General features: G+C 68.7%; 17 protein-coding genes. 9 read left to right on the forward strand and 8 right to left on the reverse strand.

Annotation, left to right across the window (positions count from 1 at the left end; genetic code table 11):
• Positions 1-24: 24 nt before the first annotated feature.
• Positions 25-357, reverse strand: a complete 333-nt coding sequence (locus AC5Y5B_RS05695; protein WP_112633035.1) for a hemophore-related protein — start codon at positions 355-357, stop codon at positions 25-27.
• Positions 358-744: 387 nt separating this feature from the next.
• Here AC5Y5B_RS05695 and fdxA point away from each other — a divergent pair, with 387 nt between their 5' ends.
• The 7 genes from fdxA (at position 745) to AC5Y5B_RS05730 (ending at position 13,927) form a co-directional block, all read left to right on the forward strand.
• On the forward strand, positions 745-1,071 hold the full coding sequence (fdxA, locus tag AC5Y5B_RS05700) for a ferredoxin (protein ID WP_007773662.1): 327 nt from the start codon (positions 745-747) through the stop codon (positions 1,069-1,071).
• Positions 1,072-1,112: 41 nt separating this feature from the next.
• Positions 1,113-2,198 (forward strand): succinyldiaminopimelate transaminase, encoded by a 1,086-nt coding sequence (gene dapC / locus AC5Y5B_RS05705; protein ID WP_112633077.1) that lies wholly within the window; start codon positions 1,113-1,115, stop codon positions 2,196-2,198.
• 37 nt (positions 2,199-2,235) lie between these two features.
• A complete protein-coding gene (locus AC5Y5B_RS05710) occupies positions 2,236-4,608 on the forward strand; it encodes an amino acid permease (protein ID WP_430918841.1) in 2,373 nt (790 codons plus the stop codon).
• A gap of 330 nt (positions 4,609-4,938) precedes the next feature.
• Complete coding sequence (pks2, locus tag AC5Y5B_RS05715) at positions 4,939-11,316, forward strand: sulfolipid-1 biosynthesis phthioceranic/hydroxyphthioceranic acid synthase (RefSeq protein ID WP_500004279.1); 6,378 nt, start codon at positions 4,939-4,941, stop codon at positions 11,314-11,316.
• A gap of 279 nt (positions 11,317-11,595) precedes the next feature.
• Positions 11,596-12,261: an adenylyl-sulfate kinase gene (cysC, locus tag AC5Y5B_RS05720; protein WP_112633079.1), complete on the forward strand. Its 666-nt coding sequence runs from the start codon at positions 11,596-11,598 to the stop codon at positions 12,259-12,261.
• 80 nt (positions 12,262-12,341) lie between these two features.
• Positions 12,342-13,601, forward strand: a complete 1,260-nt coding sequence (gene sat, locus AC5Y5B_RS05725; RefSeq protein ID WP_112633037.1) for a sulfate adenylyltransferase — start codon at positions 12,342-12,344, stop codon at positions 13,599-13,601.
• Positions 13,598-13,927, forward strand: coding sequence for a DUF6955 family protein (locus tag AC5Y5B_RS05730; RefSeq protein ID WP_112633038.1), 330 nt, complete (start codon positions 13,598-13,600; stop codon positions 13,925-13,927). The genes sat and AC5Y5B_RS05730 overlap by 4 nt, the downstream gene beginning before the upstream one ends.
• A gap of 2 nt (positions 13,928-13,929) precedes the next feature.
• Here AC5Y5B_RS05730 and fadD21 read toward each other — a convergent pair whose 3' ends face one another.
• Both fadD21 and AC5Y5B_RS05740 read right to left on the reverse strand, forming a co-directional pair.
• A complete protein-coding gene (gene fadD21, locus AC5Y5B_RS05735; RefSeq protein ID WP_112633039.1) occupies positions 13,930-15,672 on the reverse strand; it encodes a fatty-acid--AMP ligase FAAL21/FadD21 in 1,743 nt (580 codons plus the stop codon).
• A gap of 66 nt (positions 15,673-15,738) precedes the next feature.
• Positions 15,739-17,334, reverse strand: coding sequence for a PucR family transcriptional regulator (locus tag AC5Y5B_RS05740; protein ID WP_112633040.1), 1,596 nt, complete (start codon positions 17,332-17,334; stop codon positions 15,739-15,741).
• A gap of 83 nt (positions 17,335-17,417) precedes the next feature.
• Here AC5Y5B_RS05740 and pruA point away from each other — a divergent pair, with 83 nt between their 5' ends.
• Positions 17,418-19,049: an L-glutamate gamma-semialdehyde dehydrogenase gene (gene pruA, locus AC5Y5B_RS05745; protein ID WP_500004285.1), complete on the forward strand. Its 1,632-nt coding sequence runs from the start codon at positions 17,418-17,420 to the stop codon at positions 19,047-19,049.
• Positions 19,049-20,008, forward strand: a complete 960-nt coding sequence (locus AC5Y5B_RS05750) for a proline dehydrogenase family protein (RefSeq protein ID WP_112633042.1) — start codon at positions 19,049-19,051, stop codon at positions 20,006-20,008. Before pruA ends, AC5Y5B_RS05750 begins: the two co-directional genes overlap by 1 nt.
• A 163-nt stretch (positions 20,009-20,171) precedes the next feature.
• Here AC5Y5B_RS05750 and AC5Y5B_RS05755 read toward each other — a convergent pair whose 3' ends face one another.
• From AC5Y5B_RS05755 to AC5Y5B_RS05775, 5 genes are read right to left on the reverse strand one after another with little or no spacing between them, the layout of a single operon-like run.
• A complete protein-coding gene (locus tag AC5Y5B_RS05755; protein ID WP_112633043.1) occupies positions 20,172-20,774 on the reverse strand; it encodes a TetR/AcrR family transcriptional regulator in 603 nt (200 codons plus the stop codon).
• The gene (locus AC5Y5B_RS05760; RefSeq protein WP_112633044.1) at positions 20,771-21,841 is read right to left on the reverse strand and encodes a zinc-binding dehydrogenase; all 1,071 of its coding nucleotides are present in this window, start codon (positions 21,839-21,841) and stop codon (positions 20,771-20,773) included. The genes AC5Y5B_RS05755 and AC5Y5B_RS05760 overlap by 4 nt, the downstream gene beginning before the upstream one ends.
• 10 nt (positions 21,842-21,851) lie before the next feature.
• Positions 21,852-23,018 carry a lipid-transfer protein gene (locus AC5Y5B_RS05765; RefSeq protein ID WP_112633045.1) on the reverse strand — a complete coding sequence of 389 codons (1,167 nt, stop codon included), beginning with the start codon at positions 23,016-23,018 and terminating at the stop codon, positions 21,852-21,854.
• A complete protein-coding gene (locus AC5Y5B_RS05770; protein ID WP_500004293.1) occupies positions 23,015-23,470 on the reverse strand; it encodes a MaoC family dehydratase in 456 nt (151 codons plus the stop codon). Before AC5Y5B_RS05770 ends, AC5Y5B_RS05765 begins: the two co-directional genes overlap by 4 nt.
• Positions 23,467-24,588, reverse strand: coding sequence for an acyl-CoA dehydrogenase family protein (locus AC5Y5B_RS05775; RefSeq protein ID WP_112633047.1), 1,122 nt, complete (start codon positions 24,586-24,588; stop codon positions 23,467-23,469). Before AC5Y5B_RS05775 ends, AC5Y5B_RS05770 begins: the two co-directional genes overlap by 4 nt.
• Positions 24,589-24,592: the final 4 nt, after the last annotated feature.

Below are 24,592 nucleotides of genomic sequence, written 5' to 3' on the forward strand. Positions count from 1 at the left end.
ACCGCTTCGTGCGAAGCGGTCGGCTCAGTAGTTGTTACAGGTGACCGCGACCTGGTTGATGTCGTCGTAGTACTTCTGCGCCGACGGCATGGCCTGGATCTGCTGGGCCATCTGCTGACGCTTCGGCGGCGGCGAGGCCAGGAAGTTGCGGATGTAGGACTGCGCCACCGGCGACGAGTTCAGCTGTTGGGCAGCGGCCGGGTCGGTCGCGTTCAGCGCCGCAATGACCTGCCCGTAGTTGCAGGTGGTGTTGATGATCGCGTCGGTGGGATCCGCGGACGCGATCCCGGCCCCGGCGGTCAACGCCACCGCCGCGCTGCCAACCGCAACGCCCAATTTGCTCAACGACAGCCTCATGTGTGGACACCTTCCCCAGTTAATGCACCGCTATTACGGCGAGAACGTCTGCCCAGCGGTTGCCGTCTTTCGGTTGAGATTACCAGGCCCCGCGAGCGTGCTTGCAACGCAACGGTTATCGCCGGCCACCGCCTGGGCGTTACTCTTCGCAGGTCAGCGGCGTGTCAGCGGTGTTCGCCGTCGGCGAAACGGGCGCCGGCCGACAGCTCCGAGACTGTCGGTCTTAAATCGGTGCTCGGACAGGCGCGCCAAATGGTTGACCTGTATCTGCAACGTCTAGTATCAGTAACCGAAAGCTTCATCGGAATCGGTCGGACGCGCCGGTGCGAGCTGAACAGCAGCCCACAGTTGAGCCCAAAAGATGGCCTAGTACATGGAGGAACGTCTGTGACGTACACGATCGCCGAACCCTGTGTCGACATCAAGGACAAAGCCTGTATCGAGGAATGCCCCGTCGACTGCATCTATGAAGGCGCTCGGATGCTCTACATCCACCCCGACGAATGCGTCGACTGCGGGGCGTGCGAGCCGGTGTGCCCGGTCGAAGCGATCTACTACGAAGACGACGTGCCGGACCAGTGGAGCCAGTACACGCAGATCAACGCCGACTTCTTCGCCGAGCTGGGATCGCCCGGGGGCGCGGCCAAGGTCGGCATGACCGAGAACGACCCGCAGGTGGTCAAGGACCTGCCGCCGCAGGGCGAGGGCGACTGAGCGACCCGGTGCCCCACCAGCTCAAAAAACGCCGGCCCGCGGTGTCGGCGGCGCTGCCGGCGTTCCCCTGGGACACGCTGGCCGACGCGAAGGCGCTGGCCGGCGCCCACCCGGGCGGAATCGTCGACCTCTCCGTGGGCACCCCGGTCGACCCGGTCGCCCCGGTGATCCAGCACGCGCTGGTCGGCGCCGCGGCCGCGTCGGGATATCCGGCCACCGCCGGCACCGCCCGGCTGCGCGAATCGGCGGTCGCCGCGCTGGACCGCCGGTTCGGCATCACCGGGCTCGGCGAGGCGGCCGTGCTTCCGGTGATCGGCAGCAAGGAGCTCATCGCCTGGCTGCCCACGCTGCTGGGGCTGGGCCCCGCGGACGTGATCGTGGTGCCCGAACTGGCGTATCCGACCTATGACGTCGGGGCCCGGCTGGCCGGGGCGCGGGTGCTGCGCGCCGACTCGCTGACCCAGCTGGGTCCGCAGTCGCCGTCGCTGTATTACCTGAACTCGCCGAGCAACCCGACCGGACGTGTGCTTGGCGTCGACCACCTGCGCAAGGTGGTCGGCTGGGCCCGCGACAGGGGCTGCCTGGTGGCCTCCGACGAGTGCTACCTGGGGTTGGGCTGGGACGACCAGCCGCTGTCGGTCCTGCACCCCTCGGTCTGCGACGGTGACCACACCGGCCTGCTCGCCATCCACTCCCTGTCGAAGAGCTCGTCACTGGCCGGATACCGGGCCGGTTTCGTGGCGGGCGACCCCGAGCTGGTCGCCGAGCTGCTGGCCGTGCGCAAGCACGCCGGGATGATGGTGCCGACGCCGGTGCAGGCGGCCATGGTGGCGGCCCTGGACGACGACGCCCACGAGCTGGCGCAGCGGGAACGCTACGAGCGGCGCCGCGCGGCACTGCTGCCCGCGCTGGTGTCGGCCGGGTTCACCGTCGACCATTCCGAAGCCGGCCTCTACCTGTGGGCGACCCGCGGCGAGCCGTGCCACGACAGCGTCGCCTGGCTGGCGCAGCGCGGCATCCTGGTGGCGCCGGGCGATTTCTACGGCCCGCGCGGTGCGCGACACGTGCGGGTCGCGCTGACCGCCGCCGACGAGCGGATCGCCGCCGCCGTGCAGCGACTGACTTAGCCCGACTGCCTGCCGCGCCGGCCGGGCGACCGGCAGAATGCATGTCGTGACGACGACGGCGGGCAAGACGTACATCCCAACCTCGGTCGGGGACATCGCCAAGCGCATCTTGCTGGGAAAACCGCTGATCAACGAGAGCCTGTCGACCGAGAAGTTGTCCAATCCGATTGCGCTGGGCGCTCTGTCACCGGACGCGATCTCGTCCACCGCGTATGGCACCGAACAGATTTTGATCGAGTTGCTGCCCAACGCCGGGCTCGCGGCCTTTGCCCTGTTGCTGCCCATCAACGCGGCGATTTTGGTGATTCTGGTGTTGGTGGCCGCGTCTTACCGGCAGGTCGTGATGGCCTACACGCGCGCGGGCGGTTCCTACATCGTCGCGCGGGAAAATTTCGGACCCCGGGTGGCTCAGGTGGCCGCGGCGGCGCTGCTGATCGACTATGTCGTCACGGTGGCGGTGCAGGCGGCGGCCGGGACGGTCGCGGTGGCGTCGGCCCTCCCGGTGCTGGGGCCCTACAGCCTCGCGATCACGGTGGGCGTGGTGCTGGTCATCTGTTACGCGAACCTGCGCGGGCTCAAAGAAGCCGGCGTGCAGTTCGCGGCCCCGACCTACTTTTTCGTCACGATGATCGGCCTGACGATCGTGACCGGCGTCATCCGCCAATTGTTCTGGCATTTACCGACTTACGATGCCCAACACATTGCCGGGACGGTGCCGATTCATCGGGGCGACGGGCTGGTGATGGGTGCGACGGTGCTGGTGCTGCTGCGTGCGTTCGCCAACGGCGGGTCCTCGCTGACGGGAGTCGAAGCGATTTCTAATACGGTCAACGTCTTCCGTAAGCCGCAGGGCCGCAACGCCCGCCGGGTGCTCACCACCATGGCCTGCATCCTCGGTTTCCTGCTGGCCGGTGTCGCGTATCTGACGTTTGTCACCCACGCGACGCCGTATGAGGCCGGATATCCGTCTGTGCTGTCGCAGGTTGCCCGTGCGGTCTTCGGCAATGGCCCGATCGGCAACGTCCTGTACACCCTCGTCCAGGTCGCGACGGCGGCCATCCTGTACACCGGTGCCAACACCAGTTTCAACGGATTTCCGGCGCTGGCGAGTTTCGTCGCCGAAGACCGCTTCCTGCCGCGCCAGCTCATGAAACGCGGTCACCGCCTGGTGTTTTCGAACGGCATCATCGCGCTCACCGCGCTGTCGGTGGCGCTGCTACTGGCGACGGGCGGTTCGGTCAACGCCCTGGTGCCCTTCTACGCCATCGGCGTGTTCACCGGGTTCTCGATGGCGGGCTACGGAATGACGAAGCACCATTTGACGCGGCGCGAGCCGGGTTGGCGGCGGCGGCTGGCGATCAACCTGTCCGCGGCGATTCTGTCAACGATCGTGGTCGGCATCTTCGCGGTGGCCAAGTTCACCGAGGGCGCGTGGTTGGTGGTCGTCGTATTCCCGCTGCTGGTGTTCGTGCTGATGCGACTCAACCGTGAATATCGCGCCGAGGCAGCCATTCTCGAGATGTTCCGCACCGACCGCCCCGAGCTGGTGAAGTACGCCCGGCACAAGGTCTTCGTGTTCGTGAACTCGGTTGACCTCGCGGTCATAGAAGCGCTGCGGTACGGCCGCGGATTGCGCGCCGATGAGCTGGTCGCGGTCCACTTCATGGTCGATGAAGCGCACGCCCAGTTGATCCGAACGCGTTGGGATCACTTCGAACTCGACACTCCGCTGCGGGTGGTGGACTGCCCGGACCGGCGGATCACCCGGGCCGCGCAGGTGTTGGTCGCCAAGTCCCGCGACGAGGAGCGCAACACCAACGTCACGGTGTTGCTGCCGCGCCGCACGTACGCGCCGCTGCTCGGGCGGCTGCTGCACGACCGCACCGCGGACAAGGTCTCCCGCGCGGTCAGCCTGATACCCGATGCCGCGGCGACGATCGTGCCCTATGACGTGCAGAGCCGGATCCAGCAGGCCTACCCGGACAACTTCGAGCAACGGGTCGCGCGCGAACTCGACAAGGTGGAAGCCTGGATCAGTCGAGACGAACAGCAGAACGTCGATGCCTATGAGCACCCCGACCGCGGGCCCGCGCCGATCACGGTGTCGGGCCTGATACCCGGCCAGCGGGCCACCTTTGAGGGACGGGTCAATCAAGTCGAGGACATCAACCATGGCAGGCGGACGCGCCGCCAGGTGGTCGTCGGGGACAATACCGGCGAAATCTGCGTCACGTTCCGTTCGGAACGCGGTGGGGCCGACATAGCGCCCGGGCAGTTGCTGCGGATCACCGGCAAGCCCAAGCAGAGCGGCAACCGGCCCATGTTGTTGAGCGATCCGGCCTATCAGGTCATCGAGGACCCCGCGAACGACGCCGAGTCCGACGACTCCGAACAGACCAGCGACACGTAGCCGGCCGGCGCGCTCGCCACGAATCGCCTTGCGAATCAGGCGTTTCCGACCGCCTGGGCGGCCGCCCGCGGCGCCCGGACGTCGCGGCGCCCCGGCGGGATCAGGCGCTGCCGGAATTCCGCACTGACGGCGGGGGTTTCGCGAGCGCTCGGCCGGCGCGGCCCGTTTTTGCAAGGCCGACCGGAAATTGTTTACTCCCGCTAAGCTGACCTGGTTCGAAGCTAAACAGACATCTGCATAATAAGGCTGAAAACGTGAGACCAGACGGTGCGCGCCGATGCTCACGGGCGCGCGCGCCTCAGTGATCGGGCAAGATAGGGGACTTGCACTGTGCGTGCCGTGAACGCCACACCGGTCGCCGTCATCGGGATGGCCTGCCGACTTCCCGGCGGGATCGACTCCCCGCACCGCCTCTGGCAGGCGTTGCTGCGCGGTGACGACTTCGTCGGCGAGATTCCCGCCGACCGGTGGGACGCCGACCTGTTCTACGATCCCGAGCCCGGTGTGCCCGGTCGATCGGTGACCCGGTGGGGGGCGTTCCTCGACGATGTCGGCGGGTTCGACTGCGACTTCTTCGGGATGACCGAGCGCGAGGCCATCGCGATCGACCCGCAACACCGCCTGCTGCTCGAAACGTCGTGGGACGCCGTCGAGCATGCCGGCCTGGACCCCGCGTCGCTTTCCCAATCGCAGACCGGTGTGTTCGTCGGCCTGACCCACGGTGACTACGAACTGCTGTCCGCCGACTGCGGCGCGGCCGAAGGACCGTACGGATTCACCGGCACGTCCAACAGCTTCGCGTCCGGGCGAGTCGCCTACGCCCTGGGGCTGCACGGTCCGGCGGTCACCGTCGACACGGCGTGCTCGTCGGGGCTGATGGCAGTCCACCAGGCGTGCGGCAGTCTTGGCAGCGGGGAATCGGACCTCACCCTGGCCGGGGGCGTCGTGGTGACCCTGGAACCGCGCAAGTCCGTCTCGGGCTCGCTGCAGGGCATGCTGTCGCCGACCGGCCGCTGCCACGCCTTCGACGTGCACGCCGACGGCTTCGTGTCCGGCGAAGGTTGCGTCATGCTGTTGCTCAAGCGGCTCGACGATGCGCACCGCGACGGCGACCGCATCCTGGCGGTGCTGCGCGGCACCGCGGCCAACCAGGATGGCCGCACCGTGAACATCGCGGCGCCCTCGCAGACGGCTCAGGTCGCCGTCTACCGGAAGGCTTTGCAGATCGCCGGCGTCGACGCGGCCACGGTCGGCTTCGTCGAGGCGCACGGCACCGGCACTCCCGTCGGCGATCCGATCGAATTCGCCAGCCTGGCAGCGGTATACGGCGTCGGCGCTCCCTGCGCCGTGGGATCGGTGAAGACGAACTTCGGTCACCTGCAGTCGACGTCGGGTCCGCTGGGACTGATCAAGGCGATCCTCGCGCTGCAGCACGCCGTGATCCCGCAGAATCTGCACTTCACCCGGTTACCAGACGAGATGGCCCGGATCGAGACCGATCTGTTTGTGCCGCAGAGCAATACGCCATGGCCCCTCAGGAGCCACCCGCGCCGCGCCGCGGTGTCGTCCTACGGGATGTCGGGCACCAATGTGCACGCCATCGTGGAACAGGCGCCGCGACAGCCGCCGGCGCAGGCATCCGATCCACCGGTGGGGCCGCTGCTGTTTCCCCTGTCGGCCACCTCCGCCGAGCAGCTGCGCGTCACGGCCGCCCGGCTGGCGGCCTGGATCGACGAACACGGTGCTCCGGACGGCGACAGTGGGGTGCGCCTGACGGATCTGGGCTACACGTTGTCTCGCCGGCGCGCGCACCGCCCGGTGCGCACCGTGATCTCGGCCGGCACCCTCGGCGAGTTGGGCGCCGAGCTGCGCGCGGTCGCCGACGGCGACATCCCGTACCGGCCCGCGGTGGGGCAGGGCGACCGCGGGCCGGTGTGGGTCTTCTCCGGCCAGGGTTCGCAGTGGCCGAGGATGGGCGCCGAATTGCTGGCCACGGAGCCGGTTTTCGCCGCCACGATCGCCGCCGTCGAACCGTTGATCGCCGCGGAATCCGGCTTTTCGGTGACCGAGGCCATGGCGGCGCCCGAGGCGGTGACCGGCATCGACCGGGTGCAGCCCACGCTGTTCGCCATGCAGGTCGGGCTCGCCGAGACGATGAAGTCCTACGGCGTGCGCCCCGGCGCCGTCATCGGGCACTCGCTGGGCGAATCCGCGGCCGCCGTCGTCGCGGGCGCGTTGTCGGTGGCCGACGGTGTGCGCGTCATCTGCCGTCGCTCGAAGCTGATGGCGCGGATCGCGGGCAGCGGCGCGATGGCATCGGTGGAACTGCCGGGGCAGCAAGTGTTGTCGGAACTGTCGATTCGCGGCATCTCCGACGTCGTGCTGTCCGTGGTCGCGTCGCCGACGTCGACCGTCGTCGGCGGCGACACCCAGACCATCCGCGATCTGGTGGCGGCCTGGCAGGAGCAGGACGTGCTGGCCCGCGAGGTCGCGGTGGACGTCGCCTCGCATTCGCCGCAGGTGGAGCCGATCCTCGACGAGTTGGTCGAGGTCCTCGCCGACCTGCGACCGATGGCGCCCGAGGTTCCGTACTATTCCGCGACGCTCTGGGACCCGCGGGAACGGCCCTCGTTCACCGGCGAGTACTGGGCCGAAAACCTGCGCTACAACGTCCGATTCGCGTCCGCCGTTCAGGCCGCCCTCAAGGACGGCTTCCGCGTCTTCGGTGAGCTGGCGCCGCATCCGCTGCTGACGCACGCCGTCGAGCAGAACGCCGCCAGCCTGGACATGCCCATCGCCGCCGTGGCGGCCATGCGCCGACGCGAGCCGGGCGCACCACCCGCTCGCGGGGGAGAGCTGCCGGGTGGTCTGCGCGGCTTCGTCGCCGACGTGCACAGCGCGGGCGCGGTGATCGACTTCTCCGTCCAATACCCGACCGGGCGTTTGGTGGACGCCCCGCTGCCGACGTGGACGCATCGCCGGCTGATGCTGAGTCGCGAGGGGAACGAGCACGCCGCCCACGGCGCGGCGGTCCAGGCCGTCCATCCCCTGCTCGGAGCGCACGTGCATCTGCGGGAGGAACCCGAGCGCCACGTCTGGCAGGGCGCGGTGGGCACCGAGGCGCACCCGTGGCTTGCCGATCACCAAATCCACGGTGTCGCAGCATTTCCCGGTGCCGCGTACTGCGAGATGGCGCTGGGGGCCGCCCGCGCGGCGCTCGGGGAACGCGCCGAGGTCCGCGACGTCAGGTTCGAGCAGACCCTGTTACTGGACGACCGGACGCAGGCCTCCTCGGTCGCGACGGTCGCCGGCCCCGGTGTTCTCGACTTCACCGTGGACACCCACGAGGACGGCGAACGCGTCCGCCGGGCGAGCGCGGTCCTGTGCGCTCTCCCCGGTGACAACGCGGATTCACCCGAGCCCGATCAGCCGCCCGCGCACGACATGGCGACGCTGATCGCCGCCCACCCGTCCCGCCTGGACGGTGCGGAGTTGCGAAAAGCCTTCGACGCCGTAGGGATTCAATACGGGCCGGCATTTTCGGGTCTGGCCGCGGTGCTTGTCGCCGACGGGGAGATCACCACGGTGCTGGCCGAAGTCACACTGCCGGGCGCGATCCGCTCGCAGCAGTCGGCCTATGCCGCGCACCCGGCGTTGCTCGACGCGTGCTTCCAGTCGGTCGTCGTCTCGCCCGAGGTACACAAGGCCGGCGCCGGTCTGCTGTTGCCGGTCGGGGTGCGCAGGCTGCGCACCTACCACTCGACCCGCCACGCGCAGTACTGCCTGGCCCGGGTCACCTCCTCGCGCCCCGGCGAATGCGAGGCCGACCTCGACGTGCTGGACCAGTCCGGGACGGTGCTGTTGACCGTCGAGGGACTGCGGCTCGCCGGCGGCGCCTCCGAATCCGAACACGCCCAGCGGCTGCTCAACGAGCGACTGTTGACCATCGACTGGGAACCCCGGGAAGCGCCCGAGGCCACGCAGACCGAGCCGGGCTCCTGGGTGCTGCTCGGTGCGTCCGACGGTCACGACCCGTTTGCCGCGCGACTTGCCGAGGCCCTGAATTCCGATGGCGGGCAATGTGTCTCGATCGCCGATCCCGTCGGGTCGCCGAACACCGCGCGGCTGCGTGCCCTGCTGTCCGGCGGCGGCCAGCCCGTCTCCAACGGTCACGCGCCGCTGAAGGGACTGACGGGGGTCGTCGTGGTGGCCGGGGCAGCGGAGGGCGCGGTGGGCGAGGCGCACGCCGGCCGGGATCATGTCTCGCACCTGGCGGCCGTCGCCCGTGAGCTCTCGGAGCTGCCCGGGGAATCGCCACGGCTCTACCTCGTGACCCGCAACGCGGCGAGCGTGACCGCCGGCGATGCGGCCAACCTGGCGCAGGCCGGGCTGCGTGGGCTGATGCGGGTGATTGACTCCGAGCACCCGCATCTGAGCGCGACCCAGATCGATGTGGACGACGCGACCGACCCCGAACACATTGCGCTGCAGCTGAAAACCGGGTCGGCGGAAGACGAGACCGCCTGGCGCGGCGGGCAGTGGTACGCCGCGCGGTTGCGGCCCGGCCCGCTTCGCCCGGTCGAGCGGCGCACCACCGTCGTCGATCACGGGGGTGACGGCATGCGCCTGCAGATCCGCGCTCCCGGTGACCTCGAATCGCTGGAGTTCACCGCGTTCGACCGGGTGCCGCCCGGCCCGGGCGAGATCGAGGTGGCGGTGACCTCGTCGACCGTCAACTTCGCGGATGTTCTTGTCGCGTTTGGGCGCTATCCCACGTTCGAGGGCTACCAGCAGCGGCTGGGGGGTGACTTCGCCGGGGTGGTGACCGCCGTCGGACCGGACGTCACCGAGCACAGGGTCGGCGACCACGTCGGCGGCGTCTCGCCCAACGGATGCTGGGGAACCTTCGTCATCGCCGACGCCCGGCATGCGATCACGCTGCCGCCCGAGGTGCCGTTCGACGACGCCGCCGCGGTCCCGACCGCGGCCGCCACCGCGTGGTACGGCCTGCACGACCTGGCCCGCATCTCGCCGACCGACAAGGTGCTGATCCACTCCGGCACCGGCGGCGTCGGCCAGGCGGCCATCGCGATCGCCCGGGCTGTGGGGTGTCAGATCTTCGCGACCGCGGGCAGCCCCGAGCGCCGGAAACTGTTGCGGGACATGGGTATCGAGCACGTCTACGACTCGCGCAGTACGGAATTCGCCGACCAGATCCGCCGGGACACCTCGGGATACGGCGTCGACGTGGTGCTCAACTCGCTTCCCGGCGCCGCGCAACGCGCGGGAATCGAACTGCTCGCCGTGGGCGGACGCTTCGTCGAGTTGGGCAAGCGTGACATCTACGGCGATACCCATCTGGGGCTGTTCCCGTTTCGCCGGAACCTGTCGATGTTCGCCGTCGACCTCGCGCTGCTGACGGCCAGCCACCCGCAGACGGTTCGGCGCCTGTTGACCACCGTGTACCAGCGCACCGCCGCCGGGGAACTGCCGTTGCCGAGCACCACGCACTATCCGATTCGCGACGCCGCCGCCGCGGTGCGCCTGGTCGCCGCCGCCGGGCACACCGGCAAGGTGGTGCTGGACGTGCCGCGGGTGGGAAGCAGTGTGGCCGTGGTCCCGCCGGAAACCGTGCGTCCCTTCCGCGCCGACGGCGCCTACATCATCACCGGCGGAATCGGTGGGCTGGGCCTGTTTCTGGCCGGCCAGATGGCGGCTCAAGCCGCCGGGACGGGTTGCGGGCGGATCGTGCTCAATTCGCGTTCGCAACCCGACGAGCGCGCGCGCGAGGCGATCGAGCGGCTGCGTGCCGCGGGGGCCGACATCGCGGTGGAATGCGGGGACATCGCCGAGCCGCACACGGCCGAGCGGCTGGTGGCGTGTGCCACCGCGACCGGGCTGCCGGTGCGGGGCGTGCTGCACGCGGCGGCGGTGGTCGAGGACGCCACGTTGGCGAACGTCACCGATGAACTCATCGATCGGTGTTGGGCGCCAAAGGCTTACGGCGCATGGAACCTGCATCAAGCGCTGCAGGAAGAAAAGACCGGGCGGTGCCTGGACTGGTTCTGCGCGTTTTCGTCGGCCGCCGCGCTGGTGGGCTCGCCGGGGCAGGGTGCCTACGCCGCGGCCAACAGCTGGCTGGACGCATTCGCCTACTGGCGGCGGGCCCGCGGCCTGCCGGCCACCTCCATCGCGTGGGGGGCGTGGTCGGAGGTCGGCCGCGCCACGGCCCTGGCCCGCGACGCCGGCATCGCGATCTCGCCCGCCGAGGGGTTCCGCGCATTCGAAACGCTGCTGCGCTACGACCGCCCGTACTCGGGCTACGCGCCGATCACGGGGACACCCTGGCTGACCTCCTTCGCGCAACGCAGCCGCTTCGCCGAGGCGTTCGGCTCGACGGGCCACGGCAAGCCGGACACCGGCAAGTTCCTCGCCGAGTTGCAGGCGTTGCCGCGCGAGGAGTGGCCGTCGGCGCTGCGGCGACTGGTGTCCGGACAGATCAGCCTGTTGCTGCGGCGCACCATCGATCCGGACCGGCCGTTGTCCGACTACGGCTTGGACTCGCTGGGGAACTTGGAGCTGCGCACCCGCATCGAAACCGAAACGGGGGTGCGCATCAGCCCCGCGAAGATCACCACCGTCCGCGGGCTGGCGGAGCATCTGTGTGACGAGCTGGCCGACCTCGAAGCCGCGCCCTCGACACCCTGACCCGCCCCGCGTTGCGGGTGACACAGGGAAAGACCCCGTCGGTCTGCACCCCGGCGGCCGCACCGCCGCCGCCCGCCGCGCCACCGCCGCCGCTCGCCGCGTCACCGCCGTCCAGCGACAAACTTCCGTAAGTTGGCCATCTTTACTGGTGGACTGGTTCTGATCCGGATTGATTGATAAACAATATGGTGAAGGTGGGTGGCCAGGATCGATGCGGCCGGTGTGAATCCGTGCGCATGCGTCCATGCGCGGCTGAAACGTGGTGAACAGGAGCTGGGAATGGCCAACAACATCACTTGGCACGAGCATCAGATAAGCCGCGCCGAGCGCGAGAGCCTCAACGGGCACCGAGGCTGCGTCGTCTGGTTCACCGGGCTGAGTGGCAGCGGCAAGAGCACCGTGGCCAACGTCGTCGAACAGAAGCTCTACGAACGGGGCATCCGCAGCTTCCTGCTGGACGGGGACAACGTCCGCTATGGCCTCAACGCCGCCCCGGAACTGCTCGAAGAGCGGCACGGATCGGAGTTCGCGAAGCGGTTCGGCCTCGGTTTTTCCGCCCAGGATCGCGAGGAGAACATTCGCCGCATCGGCGCCGTCGCGAAGCTGTTCTGCGAATCCGGTGTCATCGCGCTGACGGCCTTCATCAGCCCCTACGTCCGCGATCGCGACGCGATCCGGGCCACCCTGAACGACGGCGATTTCCAGGAGATCTTCATCGACACCCCGATCGAGATTTGCGAGCAGCGCGATCCCAAAGGCCTCTACAAGAAAGCCCGCGCCGGCGAGATCAAGGGATTCACCGGGATCGACGACCCCTACGAGGCGCCGGGGCGGCCCGAGCTGCGGCTCGACGGCGGCAACAAGGACGCGGACACGCTGGCCGAGGAAGTGATCGCCCATCTCGAACGGGTGGGCGTCATCTCGGGCGCGGTCCGGGACGCTTAGCGCCCTGGTTCGGCAAGGACGGCCGCGGGAGCCGTTCACCGCACGGGCAACCGCCGATTACGCGAAACGAGGTCACTCACATGAGCTACCAGGGTCATAACGGCAAGCCGATCGTGGAACGAGTATCCACCGAAGGTGCGGCGAGCCGGATCGACGGGTTGCCGCGCATCCCGATCTCGAAAGCCACCGCGCACGAGGTGATCAGCCTCTCCTACGGTTTCTTCACCCCGCTCAGCGGGTTCATGGGCCGGCGCGAAGTGGACAGCACGCTGGACGACTTCGCGCTGCCCGACGGCACGCTGTGGAGCATCCCGATCGTGTTCGACCTTTCCGCCGAAGACATCGAGAAATTCGGCGTGAAGGAGGGCGAAAGCGTCGTCCTGGAATATCTCGACGCCCCGATGGCGCTGTTCGAGGTCTCCGAGATCTACGAGTACGACTTGGAGCGCATGGCCGAAAAGACCTACGGCACCAACGATTCCCGGCATCCTGGTGTCAAGAAGACGCGGGCGTATGCGGATCGTTTCATCGGCGGCGACATCACGCTCATCAACGAACCGGTGTTCAACGAACCCTTCAAGAGCTTCTGGCTCACACCGCGGCAGCACCAGGACGCGCTGGCGAAAAAAGACTGGAAGCGCGCCGTCGCCCATCAGACCCGAAACGTTCCGCACACCGGCCACGAGGCGTTGATGAAGCAGGCGTGGCTGGCGGCGAACGAGGACCAGCCCGTCGACAGCCTGAACACCGGCGTACTGGTCAACGCCATCATCGGCCAGAAGCGCGTCGGGGACTACATCGACGAGGCGATCCTGTTGGCCCAGAACGAATTGCGGGCCAGCGGGTATTTCCGCGAGGAAGTCCACCTGGTGTCGTTCACGCTGTGGGACATGCGCTACGCGGGGCCCAGGGAGGCCATCTTCCACGCGATCCTGCGGACCAACCTGGGCTGCACGCATCACATGTTCGGCCGCGACCACGCGGGCGTGGGCGACTTCTACCACCCCTACGATTCCCAGAACATCCTCAAGCAATACCGCAGCGGGCTGGGGATCAAACCGGTGTTCCTGCGGGAGAACTGGTACTGCCCGGTCTGCCAGGAGGTCACCAACTCGGCCCTGTGCGGACATGACGATCAGTCACAAAGCTTCAGCGGCAGCCTGATTCGAAGCATCCTGACCGACGAGGTCAAGCCGACCCAGAAGGTGATGCGGCACGAGGTGTTCGAAGTCGTGATGGACAGCGCCGCCAAGTACGGGCAGGGGTCGCCGTTCGTCACCGAGGAGTACCTGAAAGACAGGCTGCCGGTCTTCACGCTGAACCCTTTGGAGAACTCATGAGCACGGCCGAAAAGAACATCAAGGTCAACGTCTGGATCAACGAGGAACGGCTGGAAGCGCTGGCGAACGCCGGAATGGCGGACCGGGCGATTGAGGCGTTCGCCGGCATGAAGCTGCTCGAGATCTACGCCACCGAAGCACAGAAAGATGTTCTCCTGCAGCAGTTTCCGGGAGCCAAATACGACTCGGCCACCACGCGGTCGATCGAGTTGCTGCCCAAGCAGGTCAAGGACAGGCTGCTCGAGCTGTCCATCAAGTTGCACTCCAACGGCCCCGACGTCGTGGGTCACTTCCTCGAGGAAGCCCAGACGGCCAACAGCCAATAGGGCTAGGCGTCCAACCGGGTGAACCGCCGGCGACGGTACTGCTCGACACACGCCGCCCGCCGGATCTTGCCGCTCGTGGTGGTGGGAATCGATCCCGGTTCGACCAGCACCAGATCGGCGACGGTGAGCCCGTGTGAGTTCGATATCGCCGCGGTGACGTCGTTCTTGACGACGTCGAGCTCGTGGCGCGCGTCCTCGTCGGATACGCCGCGCCCGCTGAATTCGATGATGGTGACCAGCTTTTCGGTCTCGTCGACCGGGACCGCGATCGCCGCGACCCGGCCGCCGGTGATGCGCTGCACCGTCGACTCGATGTCCTCGGGATAGTGGTTGCGGCCGTAGACGATCAGCAGGTCCTTCATCCGGCCCACGATGAACAGTTCGCCGTCCCAGACGAAGCCGAGGTCGCCGGTGCGCAGCCACGGGCCCTCGGGGGTGTCGGGCGGCGGGTCGGCCAGCACGCCGCCGAAGGTGCGCTGGGTGTCCTGCGGCTTGCGCCAGTAGCCGTCGGCGACATTGGCGCCGTTGACCCAGATTTCACCGACGGTTCCCGCCGGGCATCCGGTGCGGGTGTCGGGGTCGACGATCCGCGCCGACGGCGACGCCGGCGTGCCGTAGCTGAGCAGCGGCGTGCCGGTTTCCGGCGAGCACGGTTGCGCGCTGCCCTCCGACAGCGCCTCCGGTTCGAAGTGGACGACGCGCGGGGCCCCCGCCTTGGCGCGGCTGGCCACATACACGGTCGCCTCGGCCAAACCGTAGGAGGGCTGCATCATCTCTTCGCGAAAGTTGTACGGGGCGAAGCGTTTGCAGAACCGGTCGAGCGTGGCCGGATGGATCCGCTCGGCGCCGCTGACGATGCTGATGACGTTGCCCAGGTCGACCCCGGCCACGTCCGCCTCGGTGGTCTTGCGGACCGCGAGTTCGAAGGCGAAGTTCGGGGCGGCCGAGAAGACCGGATTGGTCTGCGACATCGCGCGAATCCAGCGCGCGGGACGTTGCAGAAACGCGACCGGGCTCGTCACGTCGCCCAGGTAGCCACCCAGGATGGGCGCGATGACGCCCTGCATCAAACCCATGTCGTGGTAGAACGGCAGCCACGACACGCACACGGTGGCGCGGGGGGCCACACCGTTGAAGTCGTCGAAGTACGCGGCCATCAGCTGCTGGAAGTTCACCGCAAGATTGCGGTGCGACACCATCACCCCGGCCGGCACGCGGGTGGAACCCGACGTGTATTGCAGGTACGCGATGCTCGGGGCGCCGCTGATCCGGATGCCCGACGACCGCGGCGGGTCCAGCGCATCGACGGCGATGACGGCCGGGGCGGCGCCTCCGGTCGCCGGGGCCGTGCGGCGCAGGCACTCGTCGACGGCCGCCGCGGCCCCGACCGTGGTGAGGACGACGGTGGGGGCGGTGTCGGCCAGGACGGCGGCGACGCGTTCGTCGTGCGAGCCCGGCTGCGGCACCGAGAGCGGGACCGCGATCAGCCCGGCCTGGATCGCGCCCAGGAACGCGACGATGTAGGGGAGGCCCTGGGGCGCAAGGATGACGGCGCGGTCCCCGGTGCTGCCGTGCCGCGCGACCTCGTGCGCCACGGTCAGGGTGCGCTGATACAACTGGGCCCACGTCAGGGTCTCGGTGACGCCGGCCCAATCCTGCTCGTAATCGGTGTACCGGAACGCCAAGTCGTCGGGCTGCAGGCCGGCGCGCTCCCGCAGCAGGGCGACCACCGACGAACTTTGCATGCGGGCTAGGTTACCGCCTCGGGCTTTTCACGCCGCCCGATCGCTGGACCCGGGAAGGCGAGCGGGTCAACGGCTTTCCAGCACCCGTAATCCCAGGGAAAACAGCAGCCGCACCTCGGGATCGGCCAGCGACGTCGACAACAGTTTCTCGATCCGGCGCACCCGGTAGCGAACCGTGTTCGGATGCACCCGCAACGATTGGGCGGCCGCGGCGACGTCGCCGAACGCGTCCAGATACGTCCGCAGCGTCTCGGCCAGCGCCGGGTCGTCGTCGCGCAGTGCCACGATTCGCGGATCGACCAGCCGTTCGTCGCCGCCGATCAGCGTGACGATCTCGTCGAGCAAGACGGTGGTGCGGGCTTCGGCCAGCGACGTCACCTGACCGAACGAAATCGGGTGCCGCTCAGCGCTGTCCAGCACGCGGTCCACCTCGACGCGGGCCGCGGCCACTCCGGCAAGGGCCGCCACCGGTGCGGCGATGGCCGCCCGCAGCTGCACCCCGAGTTCGGTGCGCATGGCGCCGATGGTGCCACGGACCCACGAGGCGACCGAGCGGTTCTGAGTCTGGGGGAGCAGCACATAGATTCGCGAGCCGGACGACGCGACCTGCGCGTCGCGTCGAAAAGCGCTGGCGCTCAGCGCAATGACGTCGGCGAGCCGAGCGCGACGGGGTGAGCCGTCCGCCACGTCCCAACCGATCAGGGCCGCGTCGCCGTCGGGGGCCAGACCGAGCTCGTGGGCGATCGCGGCCATGTCCACGTGCGCAACGGATTCCGGGTCCGCGAGGCCGAGCAGTTGCTGCACCCGCCGGGCGTGGGTGGAGGGCCGGGCCGCCAGCCGCGACATGATGCGGGCGGCCAGCACGGCGGCGCCGCGCAACATCTGTTCGGCGTCGTCGGCCAGCGGTTGCGAGCCCTGCTGCACCCAGATGGTTCCGGCGAACACCGGCGGTCGCCGCGCGTCGGGGGCGGGCCGATGGATCCCGACGGCCAACCGGGGACGCAGGCTCAACTCGGGCCGCTCGGCGACCCGGACCACCTCACCGCCCGAGCGCAACGCATCGAAGATGCCCCATTGGCCGATCCACTCGAGATGCTCGGGCGGGCCGGCCCGGCCCAAAATGGACAGGCGGCGCAGCTCGTCGGCTTCGTCGTTGGACGCCGAATAGGCCAAGACGTGCGACTGGGCGTTTTCGATGCTGACCATGCCGTGGATCCGGTCGGCGAGCGACTGGGCCAACCCGAAGAGATCGGTGCCCGAGTCCTCCGGGGCGTCGGGGCCCTCCCCGTGATGTTCCAGGACATGGTTGACCAGCTGATAGAGCCGCTCCCAGCGGGCCCGCGGCTCGACCGCCACCACCGCCGACCCGGCCGCGATGGCCCTGGCCACCAGCGCATCCGACGGCCCCTTGACGAAGATGGCCACCGGCACGCGGTCGCGCGCCTGCTTGTCCATCCAGCGCAGCGCCTCGTCGTCGGCGATGCCCAACAGGAAGAAGACGTCGGCGGAACCCGGCGCGGCCGCCAACCCCAGCCGCACGTCGTCGCTGTCGATCAGCGCCGCCGACGCCACCGGCAGGTCCAGGCCCCGGGGCGCGTCGACCAGGCTCACCAGGGTCGCGTCCAGCGCGAGTAGCAGCTGCCCCAGCCCCACACCGGCCATGTTGTCCGATTTTACTATCGATCCCGCTCTACCTTGTCCGATCGGCTAATTCTCTGCGCCGCCACGGCGAGGATCCTGGCGACATGGACGCGATCACCCAGGTCCCGATGCCGGCCAACGAGCCGGTCCACGACTATGCGCCACGCTCCCCGGAACGCGCCCGACTGTTCGCCGAGCTGGCCCTGCTGGCCGATAACCCGATCGATCTGCCGCATGTCATCGGCGATACCCACCGGATGGGCGACGGTGAACGCATCGATGTGGTTCAACCGCACCGGCATGCCGCGACGCTGGGCACCCTGACCAACGCGTCGCACGCCGACGCGGCGGCGGCGATCGGCGCCGCGATGGCTGCGAAAAGCGCCTGGGCGGCAATGCCGTTCGACGAGCGGGCGGCGATCTTCCTGCGCGCCGCCGACCTGCTCGCCGGGCCATGGCGGGAGAAAATCGCCGCCGCCACGATGCTCGGCCAGTCCAAGTCGGTCTACCAGGCCGAGATCGACTCGCCGTGCGAGCAGATCGATTTCTGGCGCTTCAATGTGGCGTTCGCGCAACGGATCCTGGCCCAGCAGCCGATCAGCGGGCCGGGTGAGTGGAATCGCAGCGACTACCGCCCACTGGATGGCTTCGTGTATGCGATCACGCCGTTCAACTTCACCTCCATCGCCGGCAATCTGCCGACCGCGCCGGCGCTGATGGGCAACACCGTGGTATGGAAGCCGTCGATCACCCAGACGTTGTCGGCCTACCTGACCATGCAACTGCTCGAGGCGGCGGGGTTGCCGCCCGGGGTGATCAACCTGGTGACCGGCGACGGGCTCCCCGTCTCCGATGTGGCGCTGGCCGATCCGCGGCTGGCCGGCATCCACTTCACCGGGTCGACGGCGACGTTCCAGCACCTGTGGCAGCGGGTGGGCGCCAACGTCGGTCGCTACCAGAGCTATCCGCGCCTGGTCGGCGAGACCGGCGGCAAGGACTTCGTCGTCGCCCACGCCTCGGCGCGACCGGAGGTGTTGTGCACGGCCTTGATTCGCAGCGCGTTCGACTACCAGGGCCAGAAATGCTCGGCGGCGTCACGGGCCTTCATCGCGCAGTCCGTGTGGCGGCGCATGGGCGACGACTTCCTGGGGAAAACCGCCACCCTGCGCTACGGCGATGTCACCGACCTCACCAACTACGGGGGAGCGCTGATCGACCGGCGCGCCTTCATCAAGAACGTCGACGCCATCGAGCGGGCCAAGGGCGCGCCGCACGTCACCGTCGCGGTCGGCGGCGAATACGACGACGGCGAAGGCTATTTCGTGCGCCCCACGGTGCTGCTGTCCGACGATCCGACCGACGAGTCGTTCGCGACGGAATACTTCGGCCCGCTGCTGTCGGTGCACGTGTACCCCGATGGCGACTACGAGCGGATCCTCGACGTCGTCGACACCGGATCCCGCTACGCGCTCACCGGCGCGGTCATCGCCGACGACCGCGACGCCGTGCTGACCGCCCAGCACCGGCTGCGATTCGCCGCCGGAAACTTCTACGTCAACGACAAGCCGACCGGCGCGGTGGTCGGGCGCCAACCGTTCGGCGGCTCACGCGGTTCGGGCACCAACGACAAGGCCGGGTCGATGCTGAACATGTTGCGCTGGACGTCGGCGCGCACCATCAAGGAGACCTTCGTCCCGGCAACCGACCACACCTATCCCCACATGGGCGCCGACTGATGGCCGGGCTGTTCGCCAGCACCCTGCGCCCGGCGATCATGGCCGCCAGCCGCCGCGAAGCCCTGCGCCGCACCGCCGAGCGCTTACCGGTCACCCGTCGCGTGGTGCGACGCTTCGTCCCCGGCGAGACGATCGATTCGGCGCTGAACAGCGTTGCCTTGCTGCGGGGTTCGGGACGCTTCGTCAGCGTCGACTATCTGGGCGAGGACGTCGTCGACGCCGACGGCGCCGACGCGGCCGTGCGGACCTACCTGGATGTGATCGACGCGTTGGGTGGGCTCGCTACGGCGGGCGAGGCGGTCCGGCCGCTGGAAGTGTCGGTCAAGCTGTCGGCGCTGGGGCAGGCGCTCGAGCGCGATGGCGACAAGATCGCCCGGGAGAACGCGTGGTCGATCTGCGACGCCGCCCGGCGGGCCGGCGTGTGGGTGACCGTGGACGCCGAGAACCACACCACCACCGAGTCGACGCTGTCCATCGTGCGCGACCTGCGGGCCGAATTTCCCTGGCTGGGCCTGGTTTTGCAGGCCTACCTGCGGCGCACCCTGGACGACTGCGAGGAGTTCGCGGCCGCCGGCGCCCGGGTCAGGCTGTGCAAGGGCGCCTACGACGAACCCGCCTCGAGGGCCTACCCGAAACCCGTCGAGGTCACCGACTCCTATCTGGCGTGCCTGCGGGTGCTGATGGCCGGGTCCGGCTACCCGATGGTGGCCTCCCACGATCCCGAGATCGTCGGCGCGGTGCCCGCCATGGCGCGTGAAACAGGGCGTCGCAGCGACGAATTCGAATACCAGATGCTCTATGGCATTCGCGACGACGAGCAGCGGCGTCTCGCGGCCGCCGGCAACCAGCTGCGGGTCTACGTCCCGTTCGGCGGCCAGTGGTACGGCTACTTCATGCGCCGACTCGCCGAGCGGCCCGCCAATTTAGCGTTCTTCCTGCGGGCTCTGGCGCGGCCGTGACGGTCGCAAGCGCGGCGAAGCGGGGCGCGGCGGCCCGGTGATTACTGCCGCCGTCACTGAGTGGGAATCGTCGGCGGCCAGTGTGAACGCCGGGCGGTGACACGCCGATAATTACCGCCGAGGATTCACGCGCGAAACCCAGGATTCACCACCGACGCCGTCCTCAACGCCGCCGGGGGCGGTCGCTGGCGAAGCCGCGCACCACGTGGGCCCGAACGAATTCCGCCGCGACCTCGGGATCGTCCATGTCCAGCGTCGAGGACGGCGTGCTGAACAATGAGAACAGGATGCGCGCGAACCACTCGCCGGCGGCCTCGATGTCGAGGTCCTTGCGCACCTCACCGGTGAGCCGGGCGGCCGACAGGTAGGGGGCGAAGAACTCGACGCACTCGCGCAGCAGCACGGCGGCGTCCTTGGTCAGCAGCAGGCTGATGGCATCCTCGTCGAAATACTTCTCCGAGGCGATGACCCGGCGCGCCTGGGTCACGAAAACCGCCGCGGCACACAGCTTGTCCTCCAGCGTGCCGCTGGGGTCCATGGCCTTGGTCATCTCGCGGTAGAACCGCTGCGACGCGTGCTCGGCGCACGCCTCGACGATCGAGGCCTTGTCGGAGAAATATTCGTAGATGGTGCTGCGGGACACGCCGGCGTGTTTGGCGATGTCGACGATGGTCGCCTTCTGCAAACCCTGCTTGCCGAAGCACGCGAACGCCGACTCCACGATGAGCTCGCGGGTGTCGGTCACCGCGGTCGCCTGAGTCGTCACGGGATCAGCGCCCCCCGCGGCACCAGCCCGGCATCGGCCGAGGCGAACGCCGCGTTGACGTCGGCCAGATGGAACGGTGTGGGCATCAGCCGCTCGAACGGAAAGCTGGTGTGCTGCAGGAACTTCAGTCCGGTGGCCAGGGTGACCGGGTCATAGAGCATCACGCCGCGCACGGACTTGTTGCCGTAGACCAGCGCGCTGGGGTCGAGCTCGAAGGTGCGCCCCATCCCGACGTTGCCGACTTCGAGCAGCGTCCCGCCATTGTTGAGAAACCCGATCCCCTCCGGGATGACGCCCGGCACGCCGACGACCTCGAGCACCCAGTCCGCACCGATGCCGTCGGTGTGTGTGCGTACGTGCTCGCTGACCTCGGCCGCCGAGATCGCGCCGGCATCGATGCAGTGGGTGGCGCCGAAGTCGGCGGCGACGTCGAGTCGTTCGGCGATCTTGTCGATGACGATGACCGCCGCGGCGCCCGTCGTCCGGGCTACGGCCGCGGCGTTGATGCCCAGCCCGCCGGCGCCCTGAATGACGACGGTGTCCCCGAGACGCACGTCGCGCAGGGCGAAAAGCACTTGAGCCAGCGCGCAATTCAACGGGGCGACCGCCTCGTCGGGCAGCTCGTCGGGCACCTTGTACAGCGGCTGCCGGCGGCTGGTGTAGTAGTACTCACCGTAGGCGGCGACGAAATGCGGCGCCTGCTCGTGGCTGCGGTACTCGCCGGCCATCAGGTTCTGGCAGGCATACGAGCGTCCGCGCGCGCACGCGTGACAACTGCCGCAAAACCAGAAATACGGCGCCACCACCCGATCGCCGACCGCCAACGGCTTACCGGTCGCGTCGGTGGTCAGGCCCTCGCCGAGTTCGGCGATCTCACCGACCATTTCGTGGCCCATGGCGAACGGGCACGGCAGCGGCAGTTCGCCGCGAAAGATGTGCAGGTCGGATCCGCAGATACCGGCCATCCGCAACCGCAGCGCCGCGGTGCCCGGCGCCGGTGTGGACAACGGGAATTCGGCCAGTTCGATGGGTCCGCCGTGGGCGGTCAGGAGCGCGAGCCTGGGCATGACGGTCCCCTCAGCCGGCCGGCGCCAGAATCAGGCCGCTGGTCGGCACCCCGGTTCCGGACGTGACCAGCACGTGCTCGACGTTGTCGACCTGGTTGTACGACGTGCCGCGCACCTGGCGCACCCCCTCGGTGATGCCGTTCATGCCATGGATATAGGCCTCGCCGAGCAGTCCGCCGTTGGTGTTGATCGGGAACTCGCCACCCAGCGACAGCCGTTCGATGGTCGCGAAATCCTTGGCCTCACCCCGCCCGCAGAACCCGAGCTCCTCGAGCTGGGCGAACACGAACGGCGTGAAATGGTCGTAGATGAAGGCGGTTTGGATGTCTTGCGGTTTGAGGCCCGAGTCGCGCCACAGCTGACGGCCCACCACACCCATCTCCGGCAGCCCGGTGATCTCGTCGCGGTAATAGCTGGTCATCATCTCGCCGTTGTGGGCCGCGCCCTGGGCGGCCGCGGCGATGATGGCAGGCGGTTGCCGCAGATCCCGGGCGCGTTCGGCGCTGGTGATCACCAGCGCGACGCCGCCGTCGCTCTCCTGGCAGCAATCCAGCAGGCGCAGTACGGGTTCGACGATCCAGCGCGAGTTCTGGTGATCCTCCAGGGTGATCGGTCGCTGATAAAACCAGGCATCCGGATTGGTCGCCGCGTGCTTGCGGTCGACGACCGCGACCCTGCCGAAGTCCTCGTTGGTGACGCCGTACGTCGACATGTAGCGCTGGGCGTGCACCGCGACCCAGGACGCCGGGGTCAGCAGTCCGAACGGGGCGTAATGCGCCATGAACAACGGTGTTTCGGCCATGCTGCGGCCGCTGCCGCCGAACCGGAAGCCGGAGCGCTCGTTGAAGGCGCGCCAGCACACCACCACGTCGGCGACGCCGGTGGCGACCGCCATCGCCGCGTGCACGACGGTGCCGGCGGCCGCGCCACCGCCGTGGTGTACCCGGGAAAAGAAGCTCAGGTCCCCGATGCCCACGTTGCGGGCGATGTCGATCTCGTCGCTGGAATCCATGGTGAACGTGACCATGCCGTCGACGTCGCCGGGCGCCAGGCCCGCGTCGTCGAGCGCCGCACTGACCGCCTCGCACGCCAATTGCAGCTCGCTGCGCCCGGATTCCTTGGAGAACTCCGTCTGGCCGATCCCGACGATGGCGCAACTACCGGGGAGCCGACTCACGCGCCCACCCCGTCGAGCAGGCTGAGCACCGCGGTGCCCGAGACGTGGTCGCCCAGGCTGTTGGAGCCCTTGAACGTCACCTCGACGAAGTTCTCACCGCCCGATCCTTCCGTCTTGCCGGTGACGCTGCCGGTGAACCGCAGCGGGTCGTCTGGAAAACACGGCACCCCGAGGCGGATCGACAGGTTCTTCACCATCGCTTCGGGCCCGGCCCAGTCGGTGAGGAACCGCACGCAGTAGCCGTTGGTGGTCAGGATGTTCATGAACAGGTTGGGCGAACCCTGCTGCTTGGCGTAGTCGCGGTCGTGGTGCACGGGCATGAAGTCCCGGGTGGCGATCGCGCCGGCGACGATCATCGTTGTGGTGATCGGGATTTCGAGCGGCGTGACCTCGTCGCCCTCCGCGATGTCGCGCCAGCGCAGGGTCGTGGTCCGGCTGGAGGTGGTCGTCATGCGGATCCTTCCGAATAGGTTGCGCCGAGGTGGGCCAGCTGCGCCGATGCCGGGCCGAGGGTCAGCTCGTTGTGTTTGGCCCACAGGAAATAGCGGTGCAGCGGATAGGTGACGTCGATGCCGATGCCGCCGTGGACGTGCTGGGCGGTGGCGGCCACGCGGGCGCCGGCCTCGGCGGCCCAGAACTTCGCGATGCGCGCCGCCCGCTGGGCCTCCTCGGGGGGCCTTTCCCGCGCGATCAGCCAGGCCGCCTGCCAGGTGGTCCACCGAATGGCCTCGACGTCGATGAAGGCGTCGGCCATCCGCTGCTGCACCGCCTGGAAGCTGCCGATCGGCCGGCCGAATTGCTCGCGGCCCGTGGTGTATTCGGCGGCGATGCGCAGGGCCCGCTCGGTGACGCCGAGCTGGATCGCGCACAGCGCCACCAGTGCCCGGGTGTGCAGTGACTCGACCAGTCCGTCGCCGGCGATCGTGTCTTTCTCGGAAACGATTGCGCCGTCCAGGAATACGTCCGCGTGCGGTTCACGATTGGTGGTCGGGGCGGAGCGGATTTCGACGCCGGCGGCGTCAGCGCCGAGCAGGAACAGGCGCACTGTGCCGTCGTCGAGGGCGGCCGGGATCAGGATGGTGTCGGCGAGCTGCGCGGCCGGCACCAGCTCCTTGACGCCGTCGAGGCGCCAATTCGGACCGTCGCGGCGTGCCGTGGTGCCCGGGTGAGCCGGGCACGAGCGGCCGGGCTCGGCCAATCCCGTTGTCAGGATGCAAGATCCGCTGACCACGGCCGGCAGGAACCGCCGTCGCTGTTCGTCGTTGCCGTGCCGGGCGATCGGGTCGGCGCCCAGCACCAGCGTGGCGTACACCGGCACGGGCGCGACGCTGTAGCCGACCTCGGCCAGCAGCACCCCGAGTTCCACGAAGCCGCCCCCGTTGCCGCCCACCGACTCGGACAGGGCGGTGCCGAGCAGGTCGGCGGCGGCCAGCTCATCCCAGAGCTCGGCGTCGTAGCGGACATCGCCGGCTTCCAGTTCGGCCAGCCGTTCCGGCGTGGCGCGGCGCTGCAACAGGTCGCGGGCCAGCGTGGCGATCGTCTCCTGCTCTTCGGTGAAGCTGAAATCCATGGCA

Source organism: Mycobacterium sp. NGS33 (assembly GCF_059812885.1).

Coding starts and splice junctions, on each gene's coding strand:
- AC5Y5B_RS05695 (WP_112633035.1), bottom strand. CDS start 357: ATGAGGCTGTCGTTGAGCAAATTGGGCGTTGCGGTTGGCAGCGCGGCG.
- AC5Y5B_RS05710 (WP_430918841.1), top strand. CDS start 2,236: ATGCATGTCGTGACGACGACGGCGGGCAAGACGTACATCCCAACCTCG.
- cysC (WP_112633079.1), top strand. CDS start 11,596: ATGGCCAACAACATCACTTGGCACGAGCATCAGATAAGCCGCGCCGAG.
- sat (WP_112633037.1), top strand. CDS start 12,342: ATGAGCTACCAGGGTCATAACGGCAAGCCGATCGTGGAACGAGTATCC.
- AC5Y5B_RS05730 (WP_112633038.1), top strand. CDS start 13,598: ATGAGCACGGCCGAAAAGAACATCAAGGTCAACGTCTGGATCAACGAG.
- fadD21 (WP_112633039.1), bottom strand. CDS start 15,672: ATGCAAAGTTCGTCGGTGGTCGCCCTGCTGCGGGAGCGCGCCGGCCTG.
- AC5Y5B_RS05740 (WP_112633040.1), bottom strand. CDS start 17,334: ATGGCCGGTGTGGGGCTGGGGCAGCTGCTACTCGCGCTGGACGCGACC.
- pruA (WP_500004285.1), top strand. CDS start 17,418: ATGGACGCGATCACCCAGGTCCCGATGCCGGCCAACGAGCCGGTCCAC.
- AC5Y5B_RS05750 (WP_112633042.1), top strand. CDS start 19,049: ATGGCCGGGCTGTTCGCCAGCACCCTGCGCCCGGCGATCATGGCCGCC.
- AC5Y5B_RS05760 (WP_112633044.1), bottom strand. CDS start 21,841: ATGCCCAGGCTCGCGCTCCTGACCGCCCACGGCGGACCCATCGAACTG.
- AC5Y5B_RS05770 (WP_500004293.1), bottom strand. CDS start 23,470: ATGACGACCACCTCCAGCCGGACCACGACCCTGCGCTGGCGCGACATC.
- AC5Y5B_RS05775 (WP_112633047.1), bottom strand. CDS start 24,588: ATGGATTTCAGCTTCACCGAAGAGCAGGAGACGATCGCCACGCTGGCC.